Source organism: Pseudomonas sp. JL23 (genome assembly GCF_056933585.1).
Window position 1 is genome coordinate 3,889,715 of sequence record NZ_CM167795.1, and the last position, 22,776, is coordinate 3,912,490.

General features: G+C 61.4%; 19 protein-coding genes. 10 read left to right on the forward strand and 9 right to left on the reverse strand.

All coding sequences use genetic code 11. The features are described 5' to 3' along the window. Positions 1-73: 73 nt before the first annotated feature. The 3 genes from AC1Z24_RS18065 (at position 74) to AC1Z24_RS18075 (ending at position 3,436) form a co-directional block, all read left to right on the forward strand. The gene (locus AC1Z24_RS18065; RefSeq protein ID WP_483742023.1) at positions 74-1,051 is read left to right on the forward strand and encodes a hydroxyacid dehydrogenase; all 978 of its coding nucleotides are present in this window, start codon (positions 74-76) and stop codon (positions 1,049-1,051) included. A gap of 85 nt (positions 1,052-1,136) precedes the next feature. Further along, on the forward strand, positions 1,137-2,474 hold the full coding sequence (locus AC1Z24_RS18070; protein WP_483742024.1) for an MFS transporter: 1,338 nt from the start codon (positions 1,137-1,139) through the stop codon (positions 2,472-2,474). Positions 2,475-2,683: 209 nt separating this feature from the next. Continuing rightward, positions 2,684-3,436 (forward strand): IclR family transcriptional regulator, encoded by a 753-nt coding sequence (locus AC1Z24_RS18075; RefSeq protein WP_483742025.1) that lies wholly within the window; start codon positions 2,684-2,686, stop codon positions 3,434-3,436. Positions 3,437-3,595: 159 nt separating this feature from the next. Here AC1Z24_RS18075 and AC1Z24_RS18080 read toward each other — a convergent pair whose 3' ends face one another. Both AC1Z24_RS18080 and AC1Z24_RS18085 read right to left on the reverse strand, forming a co-directional pair. Further along, complete coding sequence (locus AC1Z24_RS18080; protein ID WP_483742026.1) at positions 3,596-4,954, reverse strand: MFS transporter; 1,359 nt, start codon at positions 4,952-4,954, stop codon at positions 3,596-3,598. A 47-nt stretch (positions 4,955-5,001) separates the two neighbouring features. Next, complete coding sequence (locus tag AC1Z24_RS18085; RefSeq protein ID WP_483742027.1) at positions 5,002-5,922, reverse strand: SMP-30/gluconolactonase/LRE family protein; 921 nt, start codon at positions 5,920-5,922, stop codon at positions 5,002-5,004. Positions 5,923-6,246: 324 nt separating this feature from the next. On the opposite strand from AC1Z24_RS18085, the gene AC1Z24_RS18090 reads away from it, so the two are divergent. Both AC1Z24_RS18090 and AC1Z24_RS18095 read left to right on the forward strand, forming a co-directional pair. After that, a complete protein-coding gene (locus tag AC1Z24_RS18090; protein WP_483742028.1) occupies positions 6,247-7,170 on the forward strand; it encodes an amidohydrolase family protein in 924 nt (307 codons plus the stop codon). A 529-nt stretch (positions 7,171-7,699) separates the two neighbouring features. Next, positions 7,700-8,206 carry a LasR-specific antiactivator QslA gene (locus AC1Z24_RS18095; RefSeq protein ID WP_483742029.1) on the forward strand — a complete coding sequence of 169 codons (507 nt, stop codon included), beginning with the start codon at positions 7,700-7,702 and terminating at the stop codon, positions 8,204-8,206. Between the two features lie 125 nt (positions 8,207-8,331). Here the strand turns inward: AC1Z24_RS18095 and AC1Z24_RS18100 are convergent, their stop codons facing one another. Continuing rightward, positions 8,332-9,261 carry an AEC family transporter gene (locus AC1Z24_RS18100; RefSeq protein ID WP_483742030.1) on the reverse strand — a complete coding sequence of 310 codons (930 nt, stop codon included), beginning with the start codon at positions 9,259-9,261 and terminating at the stop codon, positions 8,332-8,334. A gap of 105 nt (positions 9,262-9,366) precedes the next feature. Continuing rightward, a complete protein-coding gene (locus AC1Z24_RS18105) occupies positions 9,367-9,990 on the reverse strand; it encodes a TetR/AcrR family transcriptional regulator (protein WP_483742031.1) in 624 nt (207 codons plus the stop codon). Positions 9,991-10,198: 208 nt separating this feature from the next. Between AC1Z24_RS18105 and AC1Z24_RS18110 the strand changes: the two genes are divergently transcribed. From AC1Z24_RS18110 to AC1Z24_RS18130, 5 genes are all read left to right on the forward strand, one after another. After that, on the forward strand, positions 10,199-11,317 hold the full coding sequence (locus AC1Z24_RS18110; RefSeq protein WP_483742032.1) for an HlyD family secretion protein: 1,119 nt from the start codon (positions 10,199-10,201) through the stop codon (positions 11,315-11,317). Then, entirely contained in the window at positions 11,317-12,801 is a 1,485-nt protein-coding gene (locus tag AC1Z24_RS18115) for a DHA2 family efflux MFS transporter permease subunit (protein ID WP_483742033.1), read from the forward strand. The genes AC1Z24_RS18110 and AC1Z24_RS18115 overlap by 1 nt, the downstream gene beginning before the upstream one ends. Before the next feature lie 19 nt (positions 12,802-12,820). After that, entirely contained in the window at positions 12,821-14,302 is a 1,482-nt protein-coding gene (locus AC1Z24_RS18120) for an efflux transporter outer membrane subunit (protein WP_483742034.1), read from the forward strand. 67 nt (positions 14,303-14,369) lie between these two features. Continuing rightward, positions 14,370-15,320: an aldo/keto reductase gene (locus tag AC1Z24_RS18125; protein ID WP_483742035.1), complete on the forward strand. Its 951-nt coding sequence runs from the start codon at positions 14,370-14,372 to the stop codon at positions 15,318-15,320. A 64-nt stretch (positions 15,321-15,384) separates the two neighbouring features. Then, complete coding sequence (locus tag AC1Z24_RS18130; RefSeq protein WP_483742036.1) at positions 15,385-16,317, forward strand: LysR family transcriptional regulator; 933 nt, start codon at positions 15,385-15,387, stop codon at positions 16,315-16,317. 57 nt (positions 16,318-16,374) lie between these two features. Here the strand turns inward: AC1Z24_RS18130 and AC1Z24_RS18135 are convergent, their stop codons facing one another. The 5 genes from AC1Z24_RS18135 to aldA form a co-directional block, all read right to left on the reverse strand. Next, a complete protein-coding gene (locus AC1Z24_RS18135; protein ID WP_483742037.1) occupies positions 16,375-16,644 on the reverse strand; it encodes a DUF2790 domain-containing protein in 270 nt (89 codons plus the stop codon). Between the two features lie 170 nt (positions 16,645-16,814). Beyond that, positions 16,815-18,428, reverse strand: a complete 1,614-nt coding sequence (locus AC1Z24_RS18140) for a GMC family oxidoreductase (protein WP_483742038.1) — start codon at positions 18,426-18,428, stop codon at positions 16,815-16,817. Between the two features lie 159 nt (positions 18,429-18,587). Next, positions 18,588-19,805, reverse strand: coding sequence for a mandelate racemase/muconate lactonizing enzyme family protein (locus AC1Z24_RS18145; protein ID WP_483742039.1), 1,218 nt, complete (start codon positions 19,803-19,805; stop codon positions 18,588-18,590). 1 nt (position 19,806) lies between these two features. Next, the gene (locus AC1Z24_RS18150) at positions 19,807-21,126 is read right to left on the reverse strand and encodes an MFS transporter (protein WP_483742040.1); all 1,320 of its coding nucleotides are present in this window, start codon (positions 21,124-21,126) and stop codon (positions 19,807-19,809) included. Between the two features lie 154 nt (positions 21,127-21,280). Beyond that, positions 21,281-22,705: an aldehyde dehydrogenase gene (gene aldA / locus AC1Z24_RS18155; RefSeq protein WP_483742041.1), complete on the reverse strand. Its 1,425-nt coding sequence runs from the start codon at positions 22,703-22,705 to the stop codon at positions 21,281-21,283. Between the last annotated feature and the right edge of the window lie 71 nt (positions 22,706-22,776).

Consider the following 22,776-nt stretch of genomic DNA (forward strand, 5'->3'; position numbering starts at 1 on the left):
TATGGTAGTTTCTGTCTACCGTTGTGACCGCCAAATGGCACAACCGCACTCAAAATAAAGCCAAGGTGTGCACATGAGCCGAACCCTTCTCCTGACCGGACCCGAACTGACCGCCGAGGCCATGGCCTTCGCCGCTGCCCAGGGTGTCCGTGTCATTCCCACCACGCCTTACGCCCCGGCAGACGAACTGACCGCGATCATTGCCAGGGAGCAACCCGACGCCATCATCGTCAGGCAGGGCAAGCTGACCCGGGACATGATCAATGCCTCGGCCAAGCTGCAGATCATTGCCAAGCACGGCGTCGGCTACGACACCATCGATATTGTCGCCGCCGCCGAGCGCAGTATTCCCGTGACCATCGCCCTCGGCGCCAATGCACAATCGGTGGCCGAACATGCCTTCGCCCTGATGTTCAGCGTGGCCCGGCAGACGGCGCTGCTGGATGCGCGGATGCGCGACGGTCATTGGGACAAGGCCACTTCCGTGGGCATTGAGCTGTCGGGCAAGACCCTCGGCCTGGTCGGCCTGGGCTCCATCGGGCGGATTCTCATGGAGTTGGTTGCGCCGCTGCGCATGACGGTCAAGGTCTACGACCCCTACCTCAAGGAGCTGCCGGCCCAAGCCAACGTCGAGTTGGTCAGTGACTTCGACAGCCTGGTGGCTGACAGCGATATCATCAGCCTGCACTGCCCCCTGACCGAGCAGAACCGCAACCTGTTCAGCACCGCGCAGTTCAACCAGATGCGCCCCAACAGCATCCTGATCAACACCGCCCGTGGCGAACTGGTTGACACCGACGCCCTCGTTGAGGCACTTGGCACTCGCCGGATTGCCGGAGCCGGGCTGGACACCTTCAACCCCGAGCCGCCGCCGGCCGATTCAGCGTTGTGGGGCCTGCCGACCCTGGTCGCGACCCCACATGTTGGCGCCAATACTGCCGAAGCACGGGATCGGGTAGGACTGCTGGCGGTACAGCAGATCGTCAATTTCTGGAACGGCAGCGCACCGGATCCACGCGCCGTGGTCAATCGTCATCTCTTCCAGAGCTGATCAAGCCAGCGCCGTCCTGGGCTTCACCCGATGAAGCCCTGATTGCTGTATCGCTTCTCCAAAAAAAACAAAATGGGAGAGAGTCATGTCCGTCACCTCCACCGAAATCAGCGCCATCGAGCGCTCGACCATGCGCAAGGTCGCCTGGCGACTGTTACCGTTTCTGATCCTCTGTTATCTGCTGGCAATCATCGATCGCGGCAATATCGGCATGGCGTCCTTGCAAATGAACAAGGATCTGGGCCTGACCCCGGCGATTTTCGGCCTGGCCAGCAGCCTGTTCTTCGTCTCGTATTTCTTCGTCGAAGTACCGAGCAATCTGGCCCTGCAGAGATTCGGCGCAAGGGTCTGGATCGCCCGGATCATGATCACCTGGGGCATTGTTTCGGCAGGCACCGCTTTCGTGCAGGGTGCCAACTCGCTGTACGTCATGCGCTTTCTACTGGGTGCCGCTGAAGCCGGTTTCTTCCCGGGCGTATTGCTGTATCTCACCTACTGGCTGCCGGCGGCTTATCGCGGGCGCATGGTGGCAATTTTCATGGTGGCGATTCCCGGAGCCAACTTCATCGGCTCGCCCCTGTCCGGCCTGCTGCTGAGCATGGACGGCTGGCTGGGCATGCGTGGCTGGCACTGGCTGTTCATTCTTGAAGGTATTCCGGCCACACTGCTCGGCATCGCCTGCCTGTTCGTGCTGACCGACAGGCCGGAACAGGCCCACTGGCTGAGCACCGAGCAACGCACCTGGCTGACCAGCCGCCTGGACGAAGAGCGCAGCCGCAAGACCGCCATCGGCCATATCTCGCTGTGGAAACTGCTGCGACACAAGCATATCTGGGTGCTGGCACTGATTTACTCGGGCGCCTCGGCGGCGGGCAGCACCATGAGCGTCTGGGCGCCGCAATTGCTCAAGACGTTCGGCCTGAGCAACCTGGAAATCGGCCTGGTCAACGCCATTCCCTACGGCCTGGCCTCGGTGCTGATGATCGTCTGGGGTCGCAGCTCCGACAAAACCGGTGAACGCCGCTGGCACACCGCACTCACTCTGCTGCTGATCACTGCCGGGTTGCTGCTGGCCCTGGTCACTTCATCCCTGGTGGCAACGGTGTGCCTGCTGTCCATGGTGCTGATCGGCGCCTACTCCATGAAGGGGCCGTTCTGGGCGCTGGTCTCGACCTGGCTTTCGTCCTCCACCGCTGCGGCGGGCCTGGCGGCCATTGGCGCCATGGCCAACCTCATTGGTGGCGGCGTGATGGTCAACGTCTACGGCACCATCCATGATGCCACCGGCAGCTACGCCCTCGCCCTGCTGCCTCTGGCGGCGCTGTGTGCGGCGGGTGGCGTGATGGTGCTGCTCATGGGGCGCAGGCAACAGCGTGAATCGGCAGACAATGCCGAGTTCAAGCAGGAAGCCAACGCGCACTGACCGTAGATCGTCAACGCTGCATCGCTGCCGCCCGGAGTCGATCCGGGCGGCAGCTTTTTTTCTGCCGGGAAAATCTTCCAGGCGTCTTCTGCATTGATGCAAACAGGCTTCCCGCTCAGGTACTTACACGTTGCCCCTCAGCGGTAATGGCAGTATTTTGCAGCCTGATAACGCATCACCCGATGCCTGCCACTACAAGGGGAAATCCAATGGTTAAAATCCGCCCGCGTCCCGCCGTCACCGGGGTTGCTTCGGCTGATCGGGTGCTGACCGTGCTGACCGCATTCAAGGTGGGCGATACCGCCCTGGAACTGGCCGAACTGGCCGCCCGCACCGGGCTGATCAAGAGCACCATCATGCGGCTGATGGTCTCGCTGGAAAACCACGGCCTGATCAACCGCATGGCCGACGGGCGCTATCAACTGGCAACGGAAATCATGCGCCTGAACACCGTCTACCAGGACGGCCTCGACCTTGAGCGGCATATCACCCCGCTGCTGCACCGACTGACCCAGGAAACCGGTGAAACCGCATCCTTCTATGTACGCCATGGCGCTTACCGGATGTGCCTGTACCGGGTCAACTCGCCCCATCACCTGCGCCTGCATCTGCAACCGGGCGATACCCGGCCAATGGACGGTGCCGCCGGTGCCGAAGCCCTGCGCACGCCCTACTCTCTGGCGGCGAAAATGATCAAGCCGATCTACTCGGTGGGCGCCACGGACCCACACGCCTCGTCCATGGCACTGCCGATTTTCGGCCCAGGGGAAAACCTTATCGGCGCATTGGTGCTGTCCGGACCGGCCAGCCGCCTGACCGCCGAACAGGCCCAGACCCTGCACCCGCTGTTCCAGAGCGCAGCCCTGGAGCTGACCCGCAGTCTGGGCGGCGAGGCCCTGGCCGTAGAACAACCCGCCCCCGCCCCGGCCAAACCCCGGGCGAAAAAAGCCGCCAAAGTCTAGAAACGCGAACGCCACTGGCCAGGATAAAACCGGACAGTGGCGTATGGATCGTTGGAGCGAGGCTTGCCCGCAAACTGAACGACGCGTTATCCCAGACACTCCACACCGAAGCCTTCGCGGGCAAGCCTGGCTCCCACGGACTAGGGTTTATTTCATTTTCTATGGTGTAACAGCCGCCTCCCCCACACCCATCTCTTTACCCCGACGCGGCTCACGGCTGGCCGGGTCGCCCAGCAGGAACATGGTCAACGCGCCGACCAGCAGCACTGCGGCCACGGCAAACAGCGGCCCGGCGAAGCTCTGGCTGAAGTCTTTGATCAAGCCAATCATCGACGGCCCGGCAAAGCCGCCCAGATTGCCGATGGACACGATCAGCGCCAGGCCACCGGCTGCCGCGCGGCCGGTCAGAAAGCTTGACGGGATTGCCCAGAACGTCGCCTGAAAGGCCAGGATACTGGCCACCGCCACGCTCAGGCAGGCCACTTTCAACACTGCGCCGTCGACAAAACCGCTCGCCACCAGCGCCACGGCCGCCAGGCACAAAGCACTGATCACATAAGGCATGCGCCGCGTACTGCGATTGGCCAGACGCGCCCACAGGGTCATGGCGCAGGCGCCGGTGATATAGGGAATCGCGGCGACAAAGCCGACAGTGGAATTGCCCATGCCCAGCCCCTTGATGATCTGCGGCAGCCAGATACCGATGCCCACCGAACCGACAATGCAGCAGAAGTTGATAAAGGCCAGGACGAAGACCCGCTTGTCTGTCAGGGCGCCGCGCAAGGTGTTGCCATAGCGGGCAGTCATATCGCGCTGCTCATTGGCCAGACGCTCGCCGAGCCACTGCTTCTCCCGCTCACTCAGCCATTTGGCCTTGGCCGGTGTATCCACCAGCACAAACAGGCAGGCAACCCCGAGTAACAGCGCCGGCAGAGCCTCGGTAATCAACAACAGCTGCCAGCTCTGCAACCCGGCGAAACCGTGAATATCCAGCAACCAGCCCGACAGCGGCGAACCGAAGATATTGGCGACCGGAATGCCCAGCAGAAAGGCCGCCGTCGCCCGCGCGCGCCATTTTCCGGGAAACCACAGGGTGAAATACAGATAGACGCCGGGGGTGAACCCCGCCTCCGCGACACCCAGCAAAAACCGGGCGATACCGAAGCTGACCGGGCCGGTGGCGAATGCGGTGGCCATGGAAATCAAGCCCCAGGTAATCATGATCCGGGCAATCCAGACCCGAGCGCCAAAGCGCTGCATCAGCAGGTTGCTGGGGATTTCAAAGATAAAGTAGCCAAAGAAAAACAGCCCGGCGGCCCAGCCGAACATCGTCGCGGTCAGGCCCAATTCCTTGTTCATCGTGATGGCGGCAAAGCCGACATTGGTGCGATCCAGGTAGCTGATCACGTAGCACAGGAAAATGAACGGGACGATCCGGCGCAGGACGCCCTTGAGCAGTTGCTCACCCTCTGCGTCGCTCAAGGGGATGTTGGGGTCATGCTGTGTGTGCAGGGTCATGGCGTTGCTCTTTTGTAATTGTTGGGGAGCACGTGACTGACGGCGCGTCAGGTATGGGAATACATCTGCAGGCCCGGCAATGGCGCCTGAATGCGCAGGATGCTGCCGGTCTCTGATTCGGTGATGTACAGGTAGCGATTGCCCTCGCCGCCGAACGCCAGGTTGGTATTGCTGATGCCTGCGCCGGACACGATGCGCAGCAACGGCTCGCCCACCGGAGACAGGCGCCACACCGAACCAAAGCCGGTATGGGCGATATACAGGTTGCTCTGCTCATCCAGCGCCAGGCCATCGGGGCCACCGAGGCCGCCGTGCAATTGAGCAAAAACCCCAACCTTGCCGGTGAGCGGGCCATTGCCCAGGGGCACGCGCCAGATCTGCTGGGCGCGGGTCACGGCGATCAACAGGTGATTGTGCTTCGGGTCGAAGACGATACCGTTGGGGCTGGGAATGGTATTGAGCAAGCAGCTCAACTGACCGTCGGCGGTCAGTTTGTAGACGCGACCGGTAGGGTCCTGCAGCCCGGTCTGGCCCTGGTCGGTGAAATACAGATCGCCATTGGGGGCGAACACCAGGTCATTGACGCCTTTGAAGCCCTCGGATCCGGCGTTTTCCAGCAGCGGCGTGACAACGCCGGTCTGCGGGTCCAGCACCATGATGCCGCGCTTGTAGTCGGTGATGAAGACGCGCCCGTCCTGATGGATTTTCAGGCCATTGGGCCAGCCATCGTACTCGGCCATCAGCTCCCATTCGCCGTCGCCATCGATACGGAAAATCCGCCCATAGGGAATGTCCGTCACATACAGGCGCCCTTCGCGATCGAATGACGGCCCCTCGAGAAACGAGTCAATCTCGCGGCCCTGACGATTGGCGTTGGCCCATGCCGTCTTGCGCCTGACACGAAAATGCTCAGGCAGGCGGGTAAAGACCTCGGCAGTAACGGAAGGCGGCGGCGCGAAGAAACTCATGGCTTTTCCTTGGGCTGGGGAACGGGGCAAAACAGCGGGGAATGCAGGAGGAATGACGCGGACATGGAAACTCCAGTATTTTTATTTTGAAATGGCGTTTCGTTTAAAATTATCCCCTCGCTGATTTTCCGTCAACCACGTCGTGCGACCGCAGGTCGAAAGCTCGCCGTTTTATACCTAATCCAATGTCCTGCGGACCCAGCTGGCGGCGTACTTTGTCGCTACGCACCAGACTGTAAAATCAATATTATTGGAATACCATTTCGTTTTTATGCATGATCTGTCGCACCACAAGACAAATAAAAACCAGACAGGAATCCATGTATGACCTTTACACGACGTCGCTTTATCCAGGCCGCCGGCTCCCTCGGCGCTTTCGCGACGCTCCCCGCCTTTGCCCGCACGCTCTATTCCTCGGGAGAAGAACGGCCACGGCTGATCGCACCACCCGGCAGTGTCGATGCCCATATGCATCTGTACGACGACCGCTTTCCGGCGGCGGCCGATGCCACCCTGCGTCCGCCCAACGCCTTGCTCAGCGACTACCAGCAACTGCAGCAGCGCCTGGGCATCAAGCGCATGGTCATCGTCACACCCTCCACCTACGGCACCGACAACCGCTGCATGCTCGACGGCCTGGCCCGCAGCCAGGGCGCGGCAAGGGGTGTAGCAGTGATCGATGGGAGCATTGCCGATACGGCCTTGAGCCAATTGCATGACGCCGGGGTACGCGGGATTCGCTTCAACCTCAGCTACGGCGGCGCGGCCTTGAGCGACCTTGAACGCCTGGCGGCACGGGTCAATGAACTGGGCTGGAACGTGCAGATCGTCGCGCCGGGCACGCAATTGATCGATCTGGAGTCGCGTCTGTTGAAGTTGCCGTCACGCCTGGTGATCGACCATATGGGCCATGTGCCGCAACCCGAAGGCGTCGAATCTGCGGCATTCAAGAGCATCACCCGGCTGCTGGACACCGACCGCGTCTGGGTCAAGCTGTCCGGCCCCTATATCCGCTCGAAAGTCGGCGCACCGACCTACGCCGACGTCGGCACCGTGGCCAGCGCACTGGTCAAGCTCAAGCCGCAACGACTGCTCTGGGGTTCGGACTGGCCGCACCCGACCATGGCGCTCGAGCAGAAACCCGATGACGCCGCGATCCTCGACCTGCTTGGCCAATGGGCGCCGAACGAGGCCGAACGCACCCTGATCCTGCGTGATAACGCAGTGGCGCTGTATGGGTTTGAGTAAGACCATTCTCTAATACAAAATGTAACCATCTGAATTGAAATGCTTTTTTGTGGGACTGGCTTTAGCCGGGAAGACGTCGGCATGATCACTACATTTCTAGCGTCTGTCGTATCGTCTTCCCGGCTAAAGCCGGTCCCACATCGGTCCAGGGTAAGGCCCCACCCCTTGATCCCCCGCACACTCGACGCTACCCTGTCGCCGCCGCAGCAAAATCTGTGGCCAGGTGTCGCAACCTGCAACTACACGAAGGCGTGATTAGCGCCATAGTCCGTACGCTGGCGCTATCTTCATTTGCGTCTGCCGCTGCATTTCTATGGTGGATCGCGTGAGGCAGGCTTCGGCCTGGCCGGCGTTCCTTCGTGTGCCGGTTTGCGACCCTTGCGCGGTCCGCCACCCATCCCGTGTCGCAACGGCGGGTGTCGGTTCCTTAATCACACGAAGGAACATAAGGAAATGGATTATCTCCCTTTTACCCAAGGGCACCGCCCATTACGCCAGCTGATACCCGGCAATCCCGGAGGCCCTCTCCATGATTGACTACAGCCTGCTATCCAGCCTTCCTACAGCCGATATGATTCACCTCGGCTCACTGACCCAGAACGAAGCCGTCCACCGCCTGCAACATGCGGCGCAATTGTGCCTGGGCGGCGCCAAGAACCTGCTGGAACATGATCCCACCCAAGGTCAACTGGCCAGCAAGCTGATTCAGGACGGCCTTAGCCTGTACGACCTGGCATTGCTGCGCCTCAAGACCATCCCCGAGTCCCAGCGCCCGACTATTTCCGTCACCGCACGGGAACATATCGACAGCCCGACGCCCTGGGACGTCCATCACGCCGAGGAAATCGAACAAGGTGCAGCCAGCGCGGAAGAATGGCTGAAAGCCTCTTCCCGTGTGCCGCTATGGTGGCAACTGGTCCAGACCCGCTACCCCTATCCACTGGGCGAACAGCGCGATGCCTTTGAGGCAGGCTTTCTAAGACGCTTGCAACATCGATTATTAGTGGCGAAGTATCAGGCGGTGGTCAGAACCTAGCGCGCTCCGGGCACACGCCACTCTGAATTGGAATCGAATCTGTAGGACCGGCTTTAGCCGGGAGAGCGCCTTTGAATCGGATGCCCTCCCGGCTAAAGCCGGTCCTACGTAGTTCGCAGTGCAACTCAGATATTCAACCAATACAGACACACCGCCAACGTCCCAAGCGAACACAGAGTCGACAACAGAATACTGCGCGACACCACCCCTGCTTCGCGCTCGTAGTATTCGGCCAGCATGAAGGGGCCGGTGCCGGTGGGCAGTGCGCTGAGCAGCAAGGCGGCCTGGGCCCACAGGGTCGGCAGGTGGAAAACTTTGAACGCCAGGTAGCCGGTGAGCAATGGCTGGCCGACCAGTTTGATCACCACCAGCGGCCATGCGCCGCTCTGCCGACCTTGCTGTTTCTGCGCCAGGAACAGGCCCAGGGAGATCAGCGCGCAGGGCGTAGTCGCGGTGGCGAGCATATCGAGAAAATGCATGACCGGCTGGGCCAGGCCAAGGCCGGTCGAGGCCCAGCAGGCGCCTGCTATGGGCGAGACCACCAGGGGGTTTTTCGCCAAAGCCTTGAGCACCGTCCACATGGCCCGGCCAAAGTGTTTTTCGTCCTGCAGGCCGATCTCGATGCACACCACTGCCACGGCAAACAGCACGCAGACCACCACCAGGGACGAAATCAGCGCCGGTTCCAGGCCAGACTGGCCGAACACCAACAGGCATAACGGGATGCCGATATAGCCGGTGTTGGCGTAGGCCGCGCTCAAGCCGTCAATACTGGCGTCTACCAGGCTATAGCGCTGATAGAGGCGCCAGGCCAGGGTCGCGAAGAACACCAGCATGCACCCTGCGGCGAAGGCCATGACAAACCCCGGCTGCCAGATCTGCTCCCAAGTACTGGTGGCGGTCACTTTGAACAGCAGCGCCGGCAGGCACAGCCAGACCACCATGCGATTGATCTCGGACGCAGCCCTATCCCCCAGGCGGTTGGTCTTGCGGCACAGGTAACCGAGCAGAATCAGCGCAAAGATCGGTAACACGACAACAAACACGGTATGCATGGCACGCTCGGCAAACGGACAAGCCCGCGAGCTTAAGACCGCCAGTCTGCGCTGTCCATTGCTTAGGGAGCTACCGATCCAGATTTCATCGGCCCGCTTGGCCGATCATCCGCAGATCACCTTGACCGCATTGCGCGCCAGAGCGGTCAGTTCATCCCGAGGCTTACCGGTACGCGCGCGAATCGAAAGGCTGTGCAGCAGCGCCGAGGCCAGTGTGGTCAACGCCTGCGGATCAGCATCGGCGGGCAGCTCACCACGGTCGATGGCTTGACGCAGGCGGGCTTCCAACTCGGCATCGAGCAAGGCAAAACGCTCGACAAGGATCTGGCGAATCTCGGGATCTTCAACGGCTTCGCTGGTGGCCGTGACAATGGCAAAGCAGCCGCGCGGCTCGCCCTCTCCCGAGAAATAGATCGACAATTGCCCTTCATAGAAGCCCATCAGCGCCTCCTTGAGGCTCAGGCTGCTGTCCGCCAGCGCCGCGTGCATGGCCGCGGCCGCCACACCCCAGTACTGCTCGAAGGCCTTGATGTACAGCGAATGCTTGTCGCCGAACGCGGCATACAGGCTGGGCCGGTTCATCCCTGCCGCCGTGGCGATGCCATCCAGTGACGCACCGGCATAGCCGGATTTCCAGAACACGCCCAGTGCCTGCTCCAGCGCTGCCTGCGGATCGTAGGCACGGGGACGGCCACGGGTTTTCTTCTCTGAAATATCTTTTTGTGCCATGTCGTACAAAATCCTTGCATGAAGAGGGCGGCGGGGATATTTTTACACCATCGCACAAAATTAAGGAATCAGAAATTCCTTGGTTTTCAGCTTTGTTGCAGCAGCGCTCGAACCGGGTATGGCGACGACGAAACAGCGGCGGCCGAGTCACCCCATCAGCCGCGTACGGCCTTGATTTCCAACAGTAATTATTAAGGGGCATTCGATCATGACTAAACCCATCGATATTTCCGCCCACGCTGCGCAGCTGGCTGACGGCCCCACAGGCAAAACCCTCAAGGAAAAACTGCGGCCGTGGCTGATGATCGGCGTGCCCGCCCTCGTCGCCGCCATCGGCTACGGCCATTACCGCGCCAATGAAGCCTTTGTCTCTACTGACAATGCCTACGCCAGGGTCGCCAAGGCGGCGATCAATGCGCGAATTTCCGGGCAGGTGGTGGAGATCGCCGTTGAAGACAACCAGGCCGTGCACAAGGGCCAGGTGCTGTTTCGTCTTAACCCGGAACCGTTGCAGATCGCGGTCAATCGGGCCGACGCGCAACTGAGCGTGGCTCGCCTGCGCATCCAGGGCCTCAAGGCCAGCTACCGGCAACAACAGGCCGAACTGCAAGGGGCCCGGGAGTCGGCCGGTTTCGAACAGAAGGAATTCGCCCGCAAAAAGGCGCTGATGGCGACCGACTTCGTGTCCCGTTCCCTGTACGAGCGTGGCGAAACCGATCTCAAGGTCGCACAGCAGCGGGTGGTTTCTATCGAACAACAACTGGCCAGTACCGCCGTGGCCCTGAACGGTAATCCGGAGATCGCCATCGATAGCCATCCGGCGGTGCGCGAGGCGAAAACCCGGCTCGACGAAGCGCAGTTGTACCTGTCCTACGCCACGGTCTATGCGCCGGATGATGGCGTGGTGGCCAAGGTCGATGACTTGCAGGTTGGCAACTACCTGAACAGCGGCACCCCGGCCTTTGCCCTGCTGCGCCCCCGGCAGATCTGGGTCGAGGCGAATTTCCGTGAGACCGAGATGACTCATATGCGCACCGGGCAGACCGCGACCATCCGCATCGATACCTACCCCGATCGCAGCTTCAAGGCCCACGTCACCAGCATGAGCCCGGGCGCTGGCGCCGACTTCGCCCTGCTGCCGCCGGAGAACGCCAGCGGTAACTGGGTCAAGGTGGTCCAGCGGGTACCGGTGCGCCTTGAACTGGATGACAACGACCCGGCCCTGGCGCTGTTCTCCGGCACCAGCGCCACGGTCAGGATCGACACCGGTTACAGCCCGCCCTGGTGGCAGCCGCTGAAGACCCTGCTCGGCACGGGGGAGTCCTGATGAACACCCTGACGGCAAGCCCGTCGGACAACAGCGCCCGAGCCTTGCGACTGGTCGCCCTGCTCGCTACTTACATGCAGGCGGCCAATCTGTCGCTGCCCAACCCGGCCCTGCGCTTTATTCAGGGCAGCCTGTCCATGACTGATGATCAGGCGGGCTGGATCTTCACTTCGTACCTGGCCGCCAGTGCCATCACCCTGCCCATCGCCCAGTGGCTGGCCGCGAGCTTTGGCCTCAAGCGGGTCTATCAGACGGCATTGCTGCTGTTCATGCTCGGCCTGCTGCTGGACACCCTGGCGAGCACGCCTTTGCAATTTGTCGGTGCGCGGGTCCTGCAAGGCGCAGCCGGCGGCGTGCTGGCACCGCTGTCCATGGCCATTGCCATGGCGACACTGGCACCTGCGCAACAGGGCAAGTTCGCCCCGCGCTGGACCGCCCTGGGCCTGTTCGGCATCGTCAGCGCTCCCGCGCTGGGCGGCTGGATCTGCGAGCATTACCCATGGCACTGGCTGTTCTACATCAGCCTGCCGCTGTCGGTGTACATCCTGCTGGTGGTGACGCTGCTGCTGAACGAGAAAAAGGCCGAGCAGCGCCCACCGTTCGACTTCTTCGGTTTTGCCACCTTCACCCTGGCCATGATCGCCCTGCAGATGCTGCTGGACCGGGGTGAACGCCTGGACTGGTTTGCCTCGACAGAAATCTGCCTGGAAGCCATCGCCAGCGCCACAGGCCTGTACCTGTTCAGCCTGCATGTGCTGACCGCCAAAACCCACTTTCTCAGCAAGGCGCTGTTTTGCGATCGCAACTTCATGCTGTCGACCGCGATCTTCTTCGCCCTCGGTTTCGTGCTGCTGTCGACCATGGCCCTGACCTCACCGATGCTCGATGAAATCCTCGGCTTCCCGCCGGACAGCACCGGCTACCTGACCATTCCCCGGGGCGTCGGCCTGGTCGGTGCCTTTGTGTTGATGGGCCGGGTACCGGCATGGCTTGACCGCCGCTGGCTGGTCGCGGCGGGTATCGCTCTGGTGGTGTACGCCAACTGGCTGATGCTCGGCTATTCGATCCTGATGGACTGGCGGCCGGTGGCCGTGGCCGGCGCCATCCAGGGTGTCGGCCTCGGTGTAATGATGCCGGCGATCAGCGCCGTTGCCTTCAGCACCCTGCCTGCGCAGCTGCGCCCGGAAGCAACCGGCCTGTTCAATCTGGCCCGGGTCTACGGCAGCACCCTGGGCGTGGCTATCGTGCAGATTTTCTTCTTCAACAATACCCAGGCCATGCATACGGCACTGGCCAGCCACCTTACGCCCTATGGCGGCGGCGCTCAGGGGGCGTCCCTGGCCGGGTTGGCCGGGTTTAACGAAATGATCACCGGCCAGGCCGCATTCATTGCCGTGATAGACCAATTCAAGATCCTGCTGTGGGCGATGTTGCTGGTCAGCCCGCTGATTGTGTTGCTGCGCAAACCCGTTGCCACTCACTAGTCTTCATGGAGTCAGCCAGATGAAATTTTCTACGCGCGTTATCCATGGGCAGCGGTTGCAGATCAGCCTCAGTGCCCTGGCGATCCTTGTTTCGTTGTCCGCCTGCAGCGTCGGCCCTGACTTCGCCCGCCCGGCGCCAAGCCTGTCGCAGCACTATGACACCCAGGCCGAAGCACGCCTGGGCCGCAATGGCGCCGAGCAATATGTCGAGCTGGGCGGCAGCGCCAAGGGCGACTGGTGGTCGGCGTTTCAGTCGGCCAGACTCGATCAGGTCATGCGCCGCGCCATCGAGGGCAATCTGCAACTGGTGGCCGCCGATGCGACCCTGCGCCAGGCCGCCGCATCGGTGAGTGCTGCCGAGGGCGTCTTGTATCCCCAGATCGACGTTGCCGCCCAGGCCGGTCGAGAAAAAACCCATAACGCCGCCGAGCCCGCGGTCAGCAACTTCTACGGAGTCGGCCCGCGCGTGGCCTTCGACCTTGACGTATTCGGCGCGAACAAACGCCAGGTCGAACAGCAGCAAGCCTTCACCGCCCTGCAACAGCATCGCTATGAAGCGGCCTATCTGACCCTGACCGGCAACGTCACCCGTCAGGCGTTGTTGCTGGCCTCGGCCAGGGCGCAGATGCAGGCCGTGGACCGGCTGCTGGTCAATGACTCGCAAAACCTCGAGCTGGTGCGCAAGGCCCATCTTTACGGCAGTGCCACGCAGATCGATGTGGCCCTGGCCGAGACCCGCCTGGCCCAAGACCGTACGCTGTTGCCCGGCTTGCTGCTGCAGCGCGATGCGGCCCGCCATGCGCTGTCGATCCTGGCAGGCAAAGGCCCGGCGGACTGGGTGCCGCCGGACTTCGATCTCGATGAGTTTTTTCTGCCGGCAGCCTTGCAGGTCAGCCTGCCATCGGCCATGGCCCACCAGCGCCCGGATATCCTCCAGGCCGAAGCGGAACTGCATATGGCCAGTGCCGCTGTGGGCGTGGCCACGGCCAATCTCTATCCGCGCATCACCCTCTCCGCCTCCCTGGCCCAGACCGCAGCGGGCAATGGCGGTGCGGCGCTGTGGGGATTCGCCGCCGGGCTGACCGCGCCGATTTTCAACGGTGGAACGCTGCAAGCGGAACGCCAGGCGGCAGTCGACGGCTATCAGGCCGCGTTGGCCCGCTATCAGCAGACCGTAATTCAGTCATTCGGCCAAGTCGCGGACACCTTGCAGGCCATCAATCACGGTGCCGAGCAGAACCAGTCCCAGGAACAAGCCCTGCAAGCCGCCCAGACCAGTCTGTCACTGAATCAACAGGCCTACCGCCAGGGCGCGAACAGCATCCTGCCGGTGCTGGAAGCGCAACGCGCCTATGAGCAGGCCTTGCTCGGGCAGATTCGGGTCAAGACCGCGCGCTATCTCGACACCGTGCAGCTGTTTATTGCCCTGGGCGGCAATAGCGTCGGCGTGCTGGGGCAACAACTGGCCGCTGGCGAAGTCGCCAAGGCTCTATCTCGCTAGCGTCATCACCTCCCGCAAACCCTCCCCGCACTCTCACGGGGATGACACAGATCCATGGAGTCAAATCATGTCTTATGAAGTCATCAACGACGAACTTCGCACTACCCGCTTTGTCCTGAACAATGGCTCAGGGCAAATTCCCGCAGTGGGCTTTGGCACGCTGTTCCGCGACCTGGAAGTGACCACCTCGGCCATCACTTGCGCACTGCAAAGCGGCTTTCGCCATTTCGATTGCGCCGAGCGCTACCGCAACGAGGACAAAGTCGGCGTGGCCCTGCACGAGGCCCTGAGCACGGGGCTGGTCAGGCGCGAAGAACTGTTCATCACCACCAAGCTGTGGAACACCAACCACCGGCACGAGCGGGTCAAACCTGCGTTCGAGGCCAGTTGCCGGCGCCTGCAGGTCAACTACATCGACTGTTATCTGATCCATACTCCCTTCGCTTTTGAGCCCGGCGACAATCAGGACCCACGGGACTTCCAGGGGCACGTCATCTATGACGCGGGCGTGACGCTGGCAGAAACCTGGCAGGCCATGGAGAGCCTGGTCGATGAAGGCCGCTGCAAGTCCATCGGCCTGTCGGATATCACCCTAGACACCCTGAAGCAGATTGTCGCGGTGGCGCGGATAAAGCCCGCCGTGGTCCAGGTCGAATCCCACCCTTATTTGCCGGAATGGGAACTGCTGGAGTTCTGCCAGGCCCACGGCATTGTCGTCCTGGCCTTCGCCCCCCTCGGCCATGGCATGCAACCGAATGTGCTGGAAGATCCAGTACTCACCGGCATCGCCCGGCGCCTGCAGAAAACCCCGGCCCAGGTCGCCCTGGCCTGGACCGTGCAACGGGGCGTAGCCTTCCTGACCACTTCCGCGACACCGGCTCATATCCGCGAGAACATGGATATTGCTACCCTGCCCCACAAGGCCATGGCGGAAATCCGCGACAGCATCACCACGCGGATACGCTTCAACTCGGTGGTTGAGACCGGCGTCCCCGGCTTTATTCCACGCAAGCCGTAACCCCCGATACAGGGCGAGCCGCTCGGCGCCGCCCTGCTCCTTATCCTCCTGCGAGACACCGGCAATGGATACCTTCCAAAGCATGCGTTTTTTCATGGCCGTGGCGCAAAGCGGCAGCTTTACCGCCGCCGCTGAACTCCTGGATACCACCACGACCAATGTGTCCAAGGCCATTACCGCCCTTGAGGCCAGGTTGCAGGCGCGCCTGATCAACCGCACCACCCGCCGCCTGGCCCTGACCGAAGCGGGCCTGCGCTACCTGCAACGCTGCGAGAAGATTATCGAGGATGTGCGCGAGGCGGATGAGGAAGCCGGCACGGCCCAGGTCATGCCCGTGGGCCGCTTGAAGATCCACGCCATGTCAGCCATTGGCAATCATTACGTGCTGGAGGCGATGGCGAGCTATCGGCAGCTCTATCCCTCGGTCATGTTTGACCTGACCTTGACCAACCGCATACCCGACCTGCTGGAAGAAGGCTTCGACATGTCGATCGTACTGGCCCGGGACCTGCCCGACTCAGGCTTTGTCGCCCAGCGCCTGGGCACGACCTACAGCATCCTCTGCGCTTCGCCCGCTTATCTGGATAAACGCGGCATGCCCGACAGTCCGGGTGCGTTGGGTTCACATGATTGCCTGCGTATCGTCAATACGGTGATGCCGGTGGAGCACTGGGCGTTCGAGGGGCCAAAAGGCGTAGAGACAGTGAGCATCCCGGTGTCGCCGCTGCATATCAACACCGCCGACGGCATGACCATCGCACTTGCCCATGGCATGGGGATTGGCATTCAGCCGATTGCATCTGCAGTAGACGGTTTGAAGGCAGGCACATTGGTACGGGTATTACCGGACTATCGCCTTGAACAGTTGAATGTGTTCGCGATCTACCCGTCACGAAAGTTCGTCGATGCGAAAACCCGCACATGGGTCGAGTTTCTTAAGGAGTTGATTCCAGAGTTACTGGCACTGGATGAGAAAGTTGCAGGTTCCAGAGACTGATAATTTAGCGGATCAGGGCAGCCATGGAGTGTCGACCCTCCATTGCCTGTACGGCCATCAACCGTTGGAACAACCGCCACCCATGACTTGATACTGCAGGATGTGGCGCTGCCCCTGGGAGTCCTCGTAGGTCATCTGCACCGGGACAGCACCGCATTGATCGGCGGCCGGGGTGATCGCAATGACTTTTTTGACATCCTGCGTCGCACCATAAGTATAAGTTTCAACCGCTGCACTTTGCGTCGCGACAGGCGCCTGGGTTTCATCCGCATACACCTGGCCACCCATACCGGCCAGAACAACAAGAGCAAGACTGGAAAGTTTCATGATAATCAAAGCCTCGTAAGTTTCCCCGGAAAGCGAAGTTGCTGATCCGGTAGAAGCGATACTAGGCGTTCGACTTTCAGGGAAGTAGCCGGCGAAGGGACAAACACTGTTGCCATATTGCGCATGAATGCAGGTACGGGAGCCAGCGACTGGCTCCCGCAGCCAAGACATCAGGCGTCCTGCAGAATCAGGTCAGCGCCCTTCTCCGCCACCATCAGCACCGCCGCATGGGTATTGCCGGAGGTGACGTTGGGGAAGATCGACGCGTCGACGATCCGCAGCCCGTCCAGGCCATGGACCTTCAGGCGTTTGTCCACCACCGAGACCCGAGGATCGGCGCCCATGGCGCAGGAGCCGCACAGGTGGTAGATCGAGCCGCTGTTATCGCGGAAGTACTGCAACATCTGCTCGTCGCTTTGCGTGGCCGGGCCGGGCAGCACTTCTTCTACGGTGATGCCCTTGAGCGCCGGGGCCTGCATGATCTTGCGCATCAGGCGGCTGCCCTGGATGACTTCGTCGATATCCTTTTGCGTGCTCAGGTAGTTGGGGTCGATCAACGCCGCGTCCCGAGGGTTATTCGAGGCGATTTCGATCTGCCCGCGACTGGTCGGTCGGCACGGGTTGAAGCACAACAGAAAACCGGAATACGGCTCGGGCTTGAGGCTGGCCTTGTTGCTTTTCGGAATCTGGTACGACAGCGGGTTGAAATACAGCTGCAGATTGGGATTGGCCTGCTGCTCGTTACCGCGAAAGAACCCGCCGGCCTGGTTGACGCTCATGGCCAGGGCGCCCTTGCGGGTGAACAGGTACTTGAGGCCCAACTTGAACTGGCCGAACAGCGAACTGAGCTGGTCATTGAGGGTCGCAATATTGGCCTTGTAATAATAGCTGGCGCACAGGTGATCCTGCAGGTTCTGGCCTACGGCAGGCAGGTGCTTGACCAGGGGGATCTGGTGCTTGGCCAGCAGGGCCTGATCAGCCACGCCGGACAGTTGCAAAAGCTTGGGCGTATCCACCGCCCCGGCGCACAGAATCACTTCCTTGCTCGCGCTAAAGCTGCGCTCGACGCCGTGCTGGGTAATGGCAACCCCGATGGCGCGTTGCCCGGCCGCATCGAACAGCACCCGATCGACCAGGGCGTAATGTTCGACGGTCAGGTTGCTGCGCCCCAGGGCCGGATGCAGATGGGCAAAGCTGCTGGAACAGCGCTCGCCATTGCGCGTATTGACGTCGTAGATGCCCGAGCCTTCAAAGCGCGGACCGTTGAAGTCATCGCTATGGGGATAGCCCAGTTCGTCGCAGCCCTTGAGAAAGACGTCGCAGATCGGATGGGTCTGGCCCTTCATCGGCGTGATGCTGATGGGGCCGCTGCCACCGTGGTATTCGCTGTCGCCCAGGGGATGGCTTTCCAGCTTGCGGAAATATGGCAGCACATCCTTGAAATCCCAGCCGTCGTTGCCATTGGCCGCCCAGTCGTCGAAGTCATGGGCCTGGCCACGCACGTAGATCATCGCGTTGATCGAACCCGAGCCCCCCTGGACCTTGCCCCGTGGTGCATAGATTTCCCGATTGTTCAGCTGCTTTTGCGGGCGGCTGTAGTACATCCAGTTGAAGGTCGGGTTGTAGTACATCTTGGCAAAGCCAACCGGGATCCTGAACCACAGGGAGCTGTCTTTGCCCCCGGCTTCGAGCAACAGCACGCTGTGCCGGCCCGAAGCGGAAAGACGGTTGGCGAGCACGCAGCCTGCGGCACCTGCGCCAACGATGATGTAGTCATAAGTCATTCACGGTTACCGCGTAAGTCGTTATTCAAATAAACCTGGGAGCTGCCGCCGTGGCCCTGACACCACGTGTCGGCGGTAGGACCGGCTTTAGCCGGGAGGACGCCCTCGCGGCTAAAGCCACTCCTACAGACAGCCGTTTTCGTTCAGCCCTTCAAGCTGTCAGCCCTTGGCCGGTGAGGTGTCTTTAACGTCAGCCGGGGTTGGGGCCATTTGCAAGTGCAGGCGGTGGCCGGTGTAGGGCGAATGCTTGCGGACCACGTCCATATTCAGTTCCACCCCCAGGCCCGGCTCGGTGGACGGGATGATGTAGCCATCCTCCCATTGCAGCGGCCTGGTCAGGACTTCGGCATGGAAGCCGCCCCAGGTCATGATGCTTTCCTGAATCAGGAAGTTCGGCGTGCAGGTGGCCAACTGGAAGCTGGCGGCGGCGCCAATCGGCCCGTTATAGAGATGCGGGGCGATCTGCGCGTAGTAGGCCTCGGCCATGCTGGCGATCTTCTTGGCTTCGAGCAGGCCGCCGCAGCGCGCCACGTTCATTTGCAGGATTGACGCGCCGCCTGCCTGCAACAGCTTGAAGAACTCGTACTTGGTGGTCAGGCGCTCGCCGCTGGCAATGGGAATGCTGGTCTTGGCCGCGACCTGGGCCATGGCCTCTTCCTGACCCGGTGGCACCGGTTCTTCAAACCACAGCGGGTCGTATTTCTCCAGGCGCTTGGCCAGGCGAATCGCCGACGATGGCACCATTTGCCCGTGGGTACCGAACAGCAGGTCACACTTGTCCCCCACCGCTTCGCGGATCTTGCGACAGAAGGTCTCGCAGCGTTCCAGCACTTGCAGGGAAATCTGGTGCCCGGAATAGGCGGTGTAAGGCCCGGCCGGGTCGAACTTCACCGCTGTGAAGCCCTTGTTCATGTTCTCGATAGCGCACTCGGCGGCCAGGTCCGGGTCGTCGTAGTCGTACTCGCCCTTGCTGTTGACCGGGTACAGGTAGGTGTAGGAGCGCAGGCGCTCATTGACCTTGCCACCCATCAGCTCGTAGACCGGCTTGTTTGCCGCCTTGCCGATGATGTCCCAGCAGGCCATTTCCAGGCCGCTGACCACCCCCATCATGGTCAGGTCCGGGCGCTGGGTGAAGCCGCTGGAATAGGCCTGGCGAAAGAAACGCTCGATATGGTGCGGGTCGTGGTTGAGCAGGTAGCGCTCGAATACGTCCTCGATGATCGGCAGCATGGCCTTGGGGCCGAAGGTTGCGGCGTAAATCTCGCCCACGCCTTCGATGCCGCAAGCGGTCCTGAGTTTGACGAACAGCCAGTACATGCCGCCGATATGGGGTGGCGGTACGGCGACGATATGGGTTTCAAGGGCGATGATTTTCATCTCAGGCACCTGCTTTATTCAAGGATTGACGTTTGACTCGCGCGCGCAGGGCCAGGGCCGCCAGGGTCCCGAGCAGGCCAACGCAGGCGATGTAGCCGAAATACAACTGGTAACCAAAGGCGCCGGGGAAATGCTCGGTCAGGTAGCCGTTGATCAGGGGGATAAAGGTGTCCGGCAGGTAACCCACCACCGACACAATACCGATGGCCAGGCCGGTGATCCGCAGGGGAATGTTGCAGGTGTCGAGGATCGCCCAGTACAGGCCGCGAATGGCGTAGGTCATCAGGCCGATAAAGATCACCGTGCCGATCAGCAGGCTCAGGCTGTTCAGCGCCGGGAACACAATCAGGCCGATCATCGCCAGGCTGGCAAGGAACAGCGCCACCACCAGTACCGAGATATTGGAAAACTTGTCACCCAGCCAGCCGCCGACCATGCCGCCGACCGGCCGCATCCACAGTTTGATGGTGGTGATGGTCCCGGCCATGACTGCGGTCATGCCGCCTCCCTGCAGGTAATCGGAGAAGCTATAGGTGGCCCAGAAGATGTGATAGCCGCAGAACACGATGGCGGTGACCAGCCAAAGCTCGGGGATTTTCACCAGGGTGGTCAGGTCCGCCAGCAGGTTGAAACCGCCCTGCTCTTGCCGGGCGGCATCGGCCGCAGGTTTCGGGTCCTTGAGCAGCACCAGCACGCAGCCGATGGCGATACAGGCGAAGGCGTACAGATAGACCACATGCTTGAAGCCTTCGGCCGCCGACTCGCCGCGCGTCTGCGTGGAATAGGCGAACAGGCCCAGGGCGACAGTGGCCAGCAGCGCTTCGACCAGCCCGCGACCGCCATCAAGGATGCCGAAGAAACGCCCCTGTTCGCTGTGATGGGCGATCATCTTCACGCGCTTGAGCACCGAAGCCCAGAAGGTCAGCCCGGTGGTCAGGCCCCAGCAGGCAAAGATAATCATCAGCCCGCTCAGGGACGGCGCCGTGGAATACCACAGGCCCAGGGCACCGGTAGCGATCAGCGAAAAGAAGATCAGGAAGCGCGGCGCGATACGGTCCGCCAGCCAGCCGCTAGGCAGGTAACTGAGCAAAAAAATCGTACCCAGCATCGAGTACAGATAACCCAGCTCGCTGTGGTTGATATGGAACACCTCGAGCATGGTGGTCTGGTAGACCTGGCGCAGGTACAGGATCGGATAGATCGCACCGGCGGCGAGCACCAGCAACATCAACTGGAAATAACGACTGGCCCTGTCACTTTTACTGAATGAATCCGCGTTAGAACCCTGAACGGCGGTGGCGGGAGAGGCATGTTTGGACATCGTGTTGACCTTCGGCGCCTCGCTATTGCGAGCGTCCTGATAATTGTTTTTATAGGTTGGGCTGGGAGCTTCGGGCTATGAGCTTCGAGCTTCGAGCGAAAAGCTTAAAACCACCACAGATCGCTTTTGCTTTGCTCGCAGCTCGCAGCCCCCATCAATACTTCATGACAACAAGACGGGTCTGAGTAAATTCCAACATGCCATGCTTTCCATCATCACCGCCCAGGCCCGAGCGTTTCCAGCCGGCGTGGTAGCCCTGGTAAGGATCGGCCGGGGTGCGGTTGACGTACAGCTCGCCGGCCTCGATGGCGGCGGCGACTTTCATGGTGGTGCGGTAGTTCTCGGTATACAGCACCGACGACAAACCGAACTGATGGTCGTTGGCCATGGCCAGGGCTTCGTCGATGTCGCGGTACTTGAGCACCGGTAACACTGGGCCGAAGATTTCTTCCTGAATGATTTCCATATCCTGGCGGCAGCCACTAAGCAGCGTCGGCGGATAGAAATGCCCTTTGCCTTCCGGCAGCACACCACCGCTTTCCAACACGGCACCGTCGGAAATGGCGCGCTCGACCATGGCATGGATGTCCTGACGGGCTCGGGCATTGACCAGCGGGCCCATCAGGCTGGCGTCATTGGCGCGATCACCGATCTGCACGGCGCTGATCTTCTCCTTGAGCAGCGCAAGGAAGCGGTCGTACACGCTTTCCTGCACATAGACCCGCTCCACCGCCGTGCACAACTGGCCGCAATGGGTGGTCTTGGAGGCGATTATGGCGCTGGCCGCCAGTTCCAGGTCGGCATCGGCCTCGATAATGGCCGGGGTCTTGCCGCCCAGTTCCAGGGACGGCTTGGCAATATTGGCCTTGCAGTAATCCAGCACGATACGTCCGGCGTTGACGCTGCCGGTCAACGTGATCGAGCCCACGGCTTTATGGGTGCAAACGGCGGCGGCGGTGGCGTGGTCCATGGTCAGGATATTCACCACACCGGCAGGCAGACCGGCCTGCTGCACGGCCTTGGCGATCTCGAACGCCGAGGTCGGGGTGTTGTTGCTCGGCCGCACGACCACGGTGTTACCGGCGATCAGTGCCGGCGCGATCTTGCGCAGCAGGGTGTAGACCGGATAGTTGAACGGAATCAGGCACGCCACCACGCCAATCGGCTCGCGGTGCAGGAAGAGCTTTTCGTCCGGGGTATCGCTGGGAATGATCTCGCCTTCGATGCGTCTCGCCCATTCGGCGTGGTAGCGGGTGATCTGCGCGGCATAGCGGGCTTCGTTGCTGGCGTCGGCCAGGCTCTTGCCGGACTCGGCGGCCAGAGCGGCGCCGATTTGTTCAGCTCGGGCTTCCAGGGCATCGGCCAAGGCCCGTAGATGGTCACCGCGCTCGATGCTGGTCAGGCGGCCCCATACTTTCTGTGCCGCTGCAGCAGCGTCCACTGCAGCCGTCGCCTCAGCGGCCGTGGCGGCAGACACCTGGCCCACCGGTGCTTCAGTGGCAGGGTTACAGACCGCGATCAGCTCGGCACTGGCGGGCTCGATAAACTGACCGTTAACAAAATTTCGCTCGAATCGCATGTGCATCGCCCATCGTTATTTTTATCCAATAACCGCAGTCTTGGCATCTGCCGGGCGTTGAACAAACGATT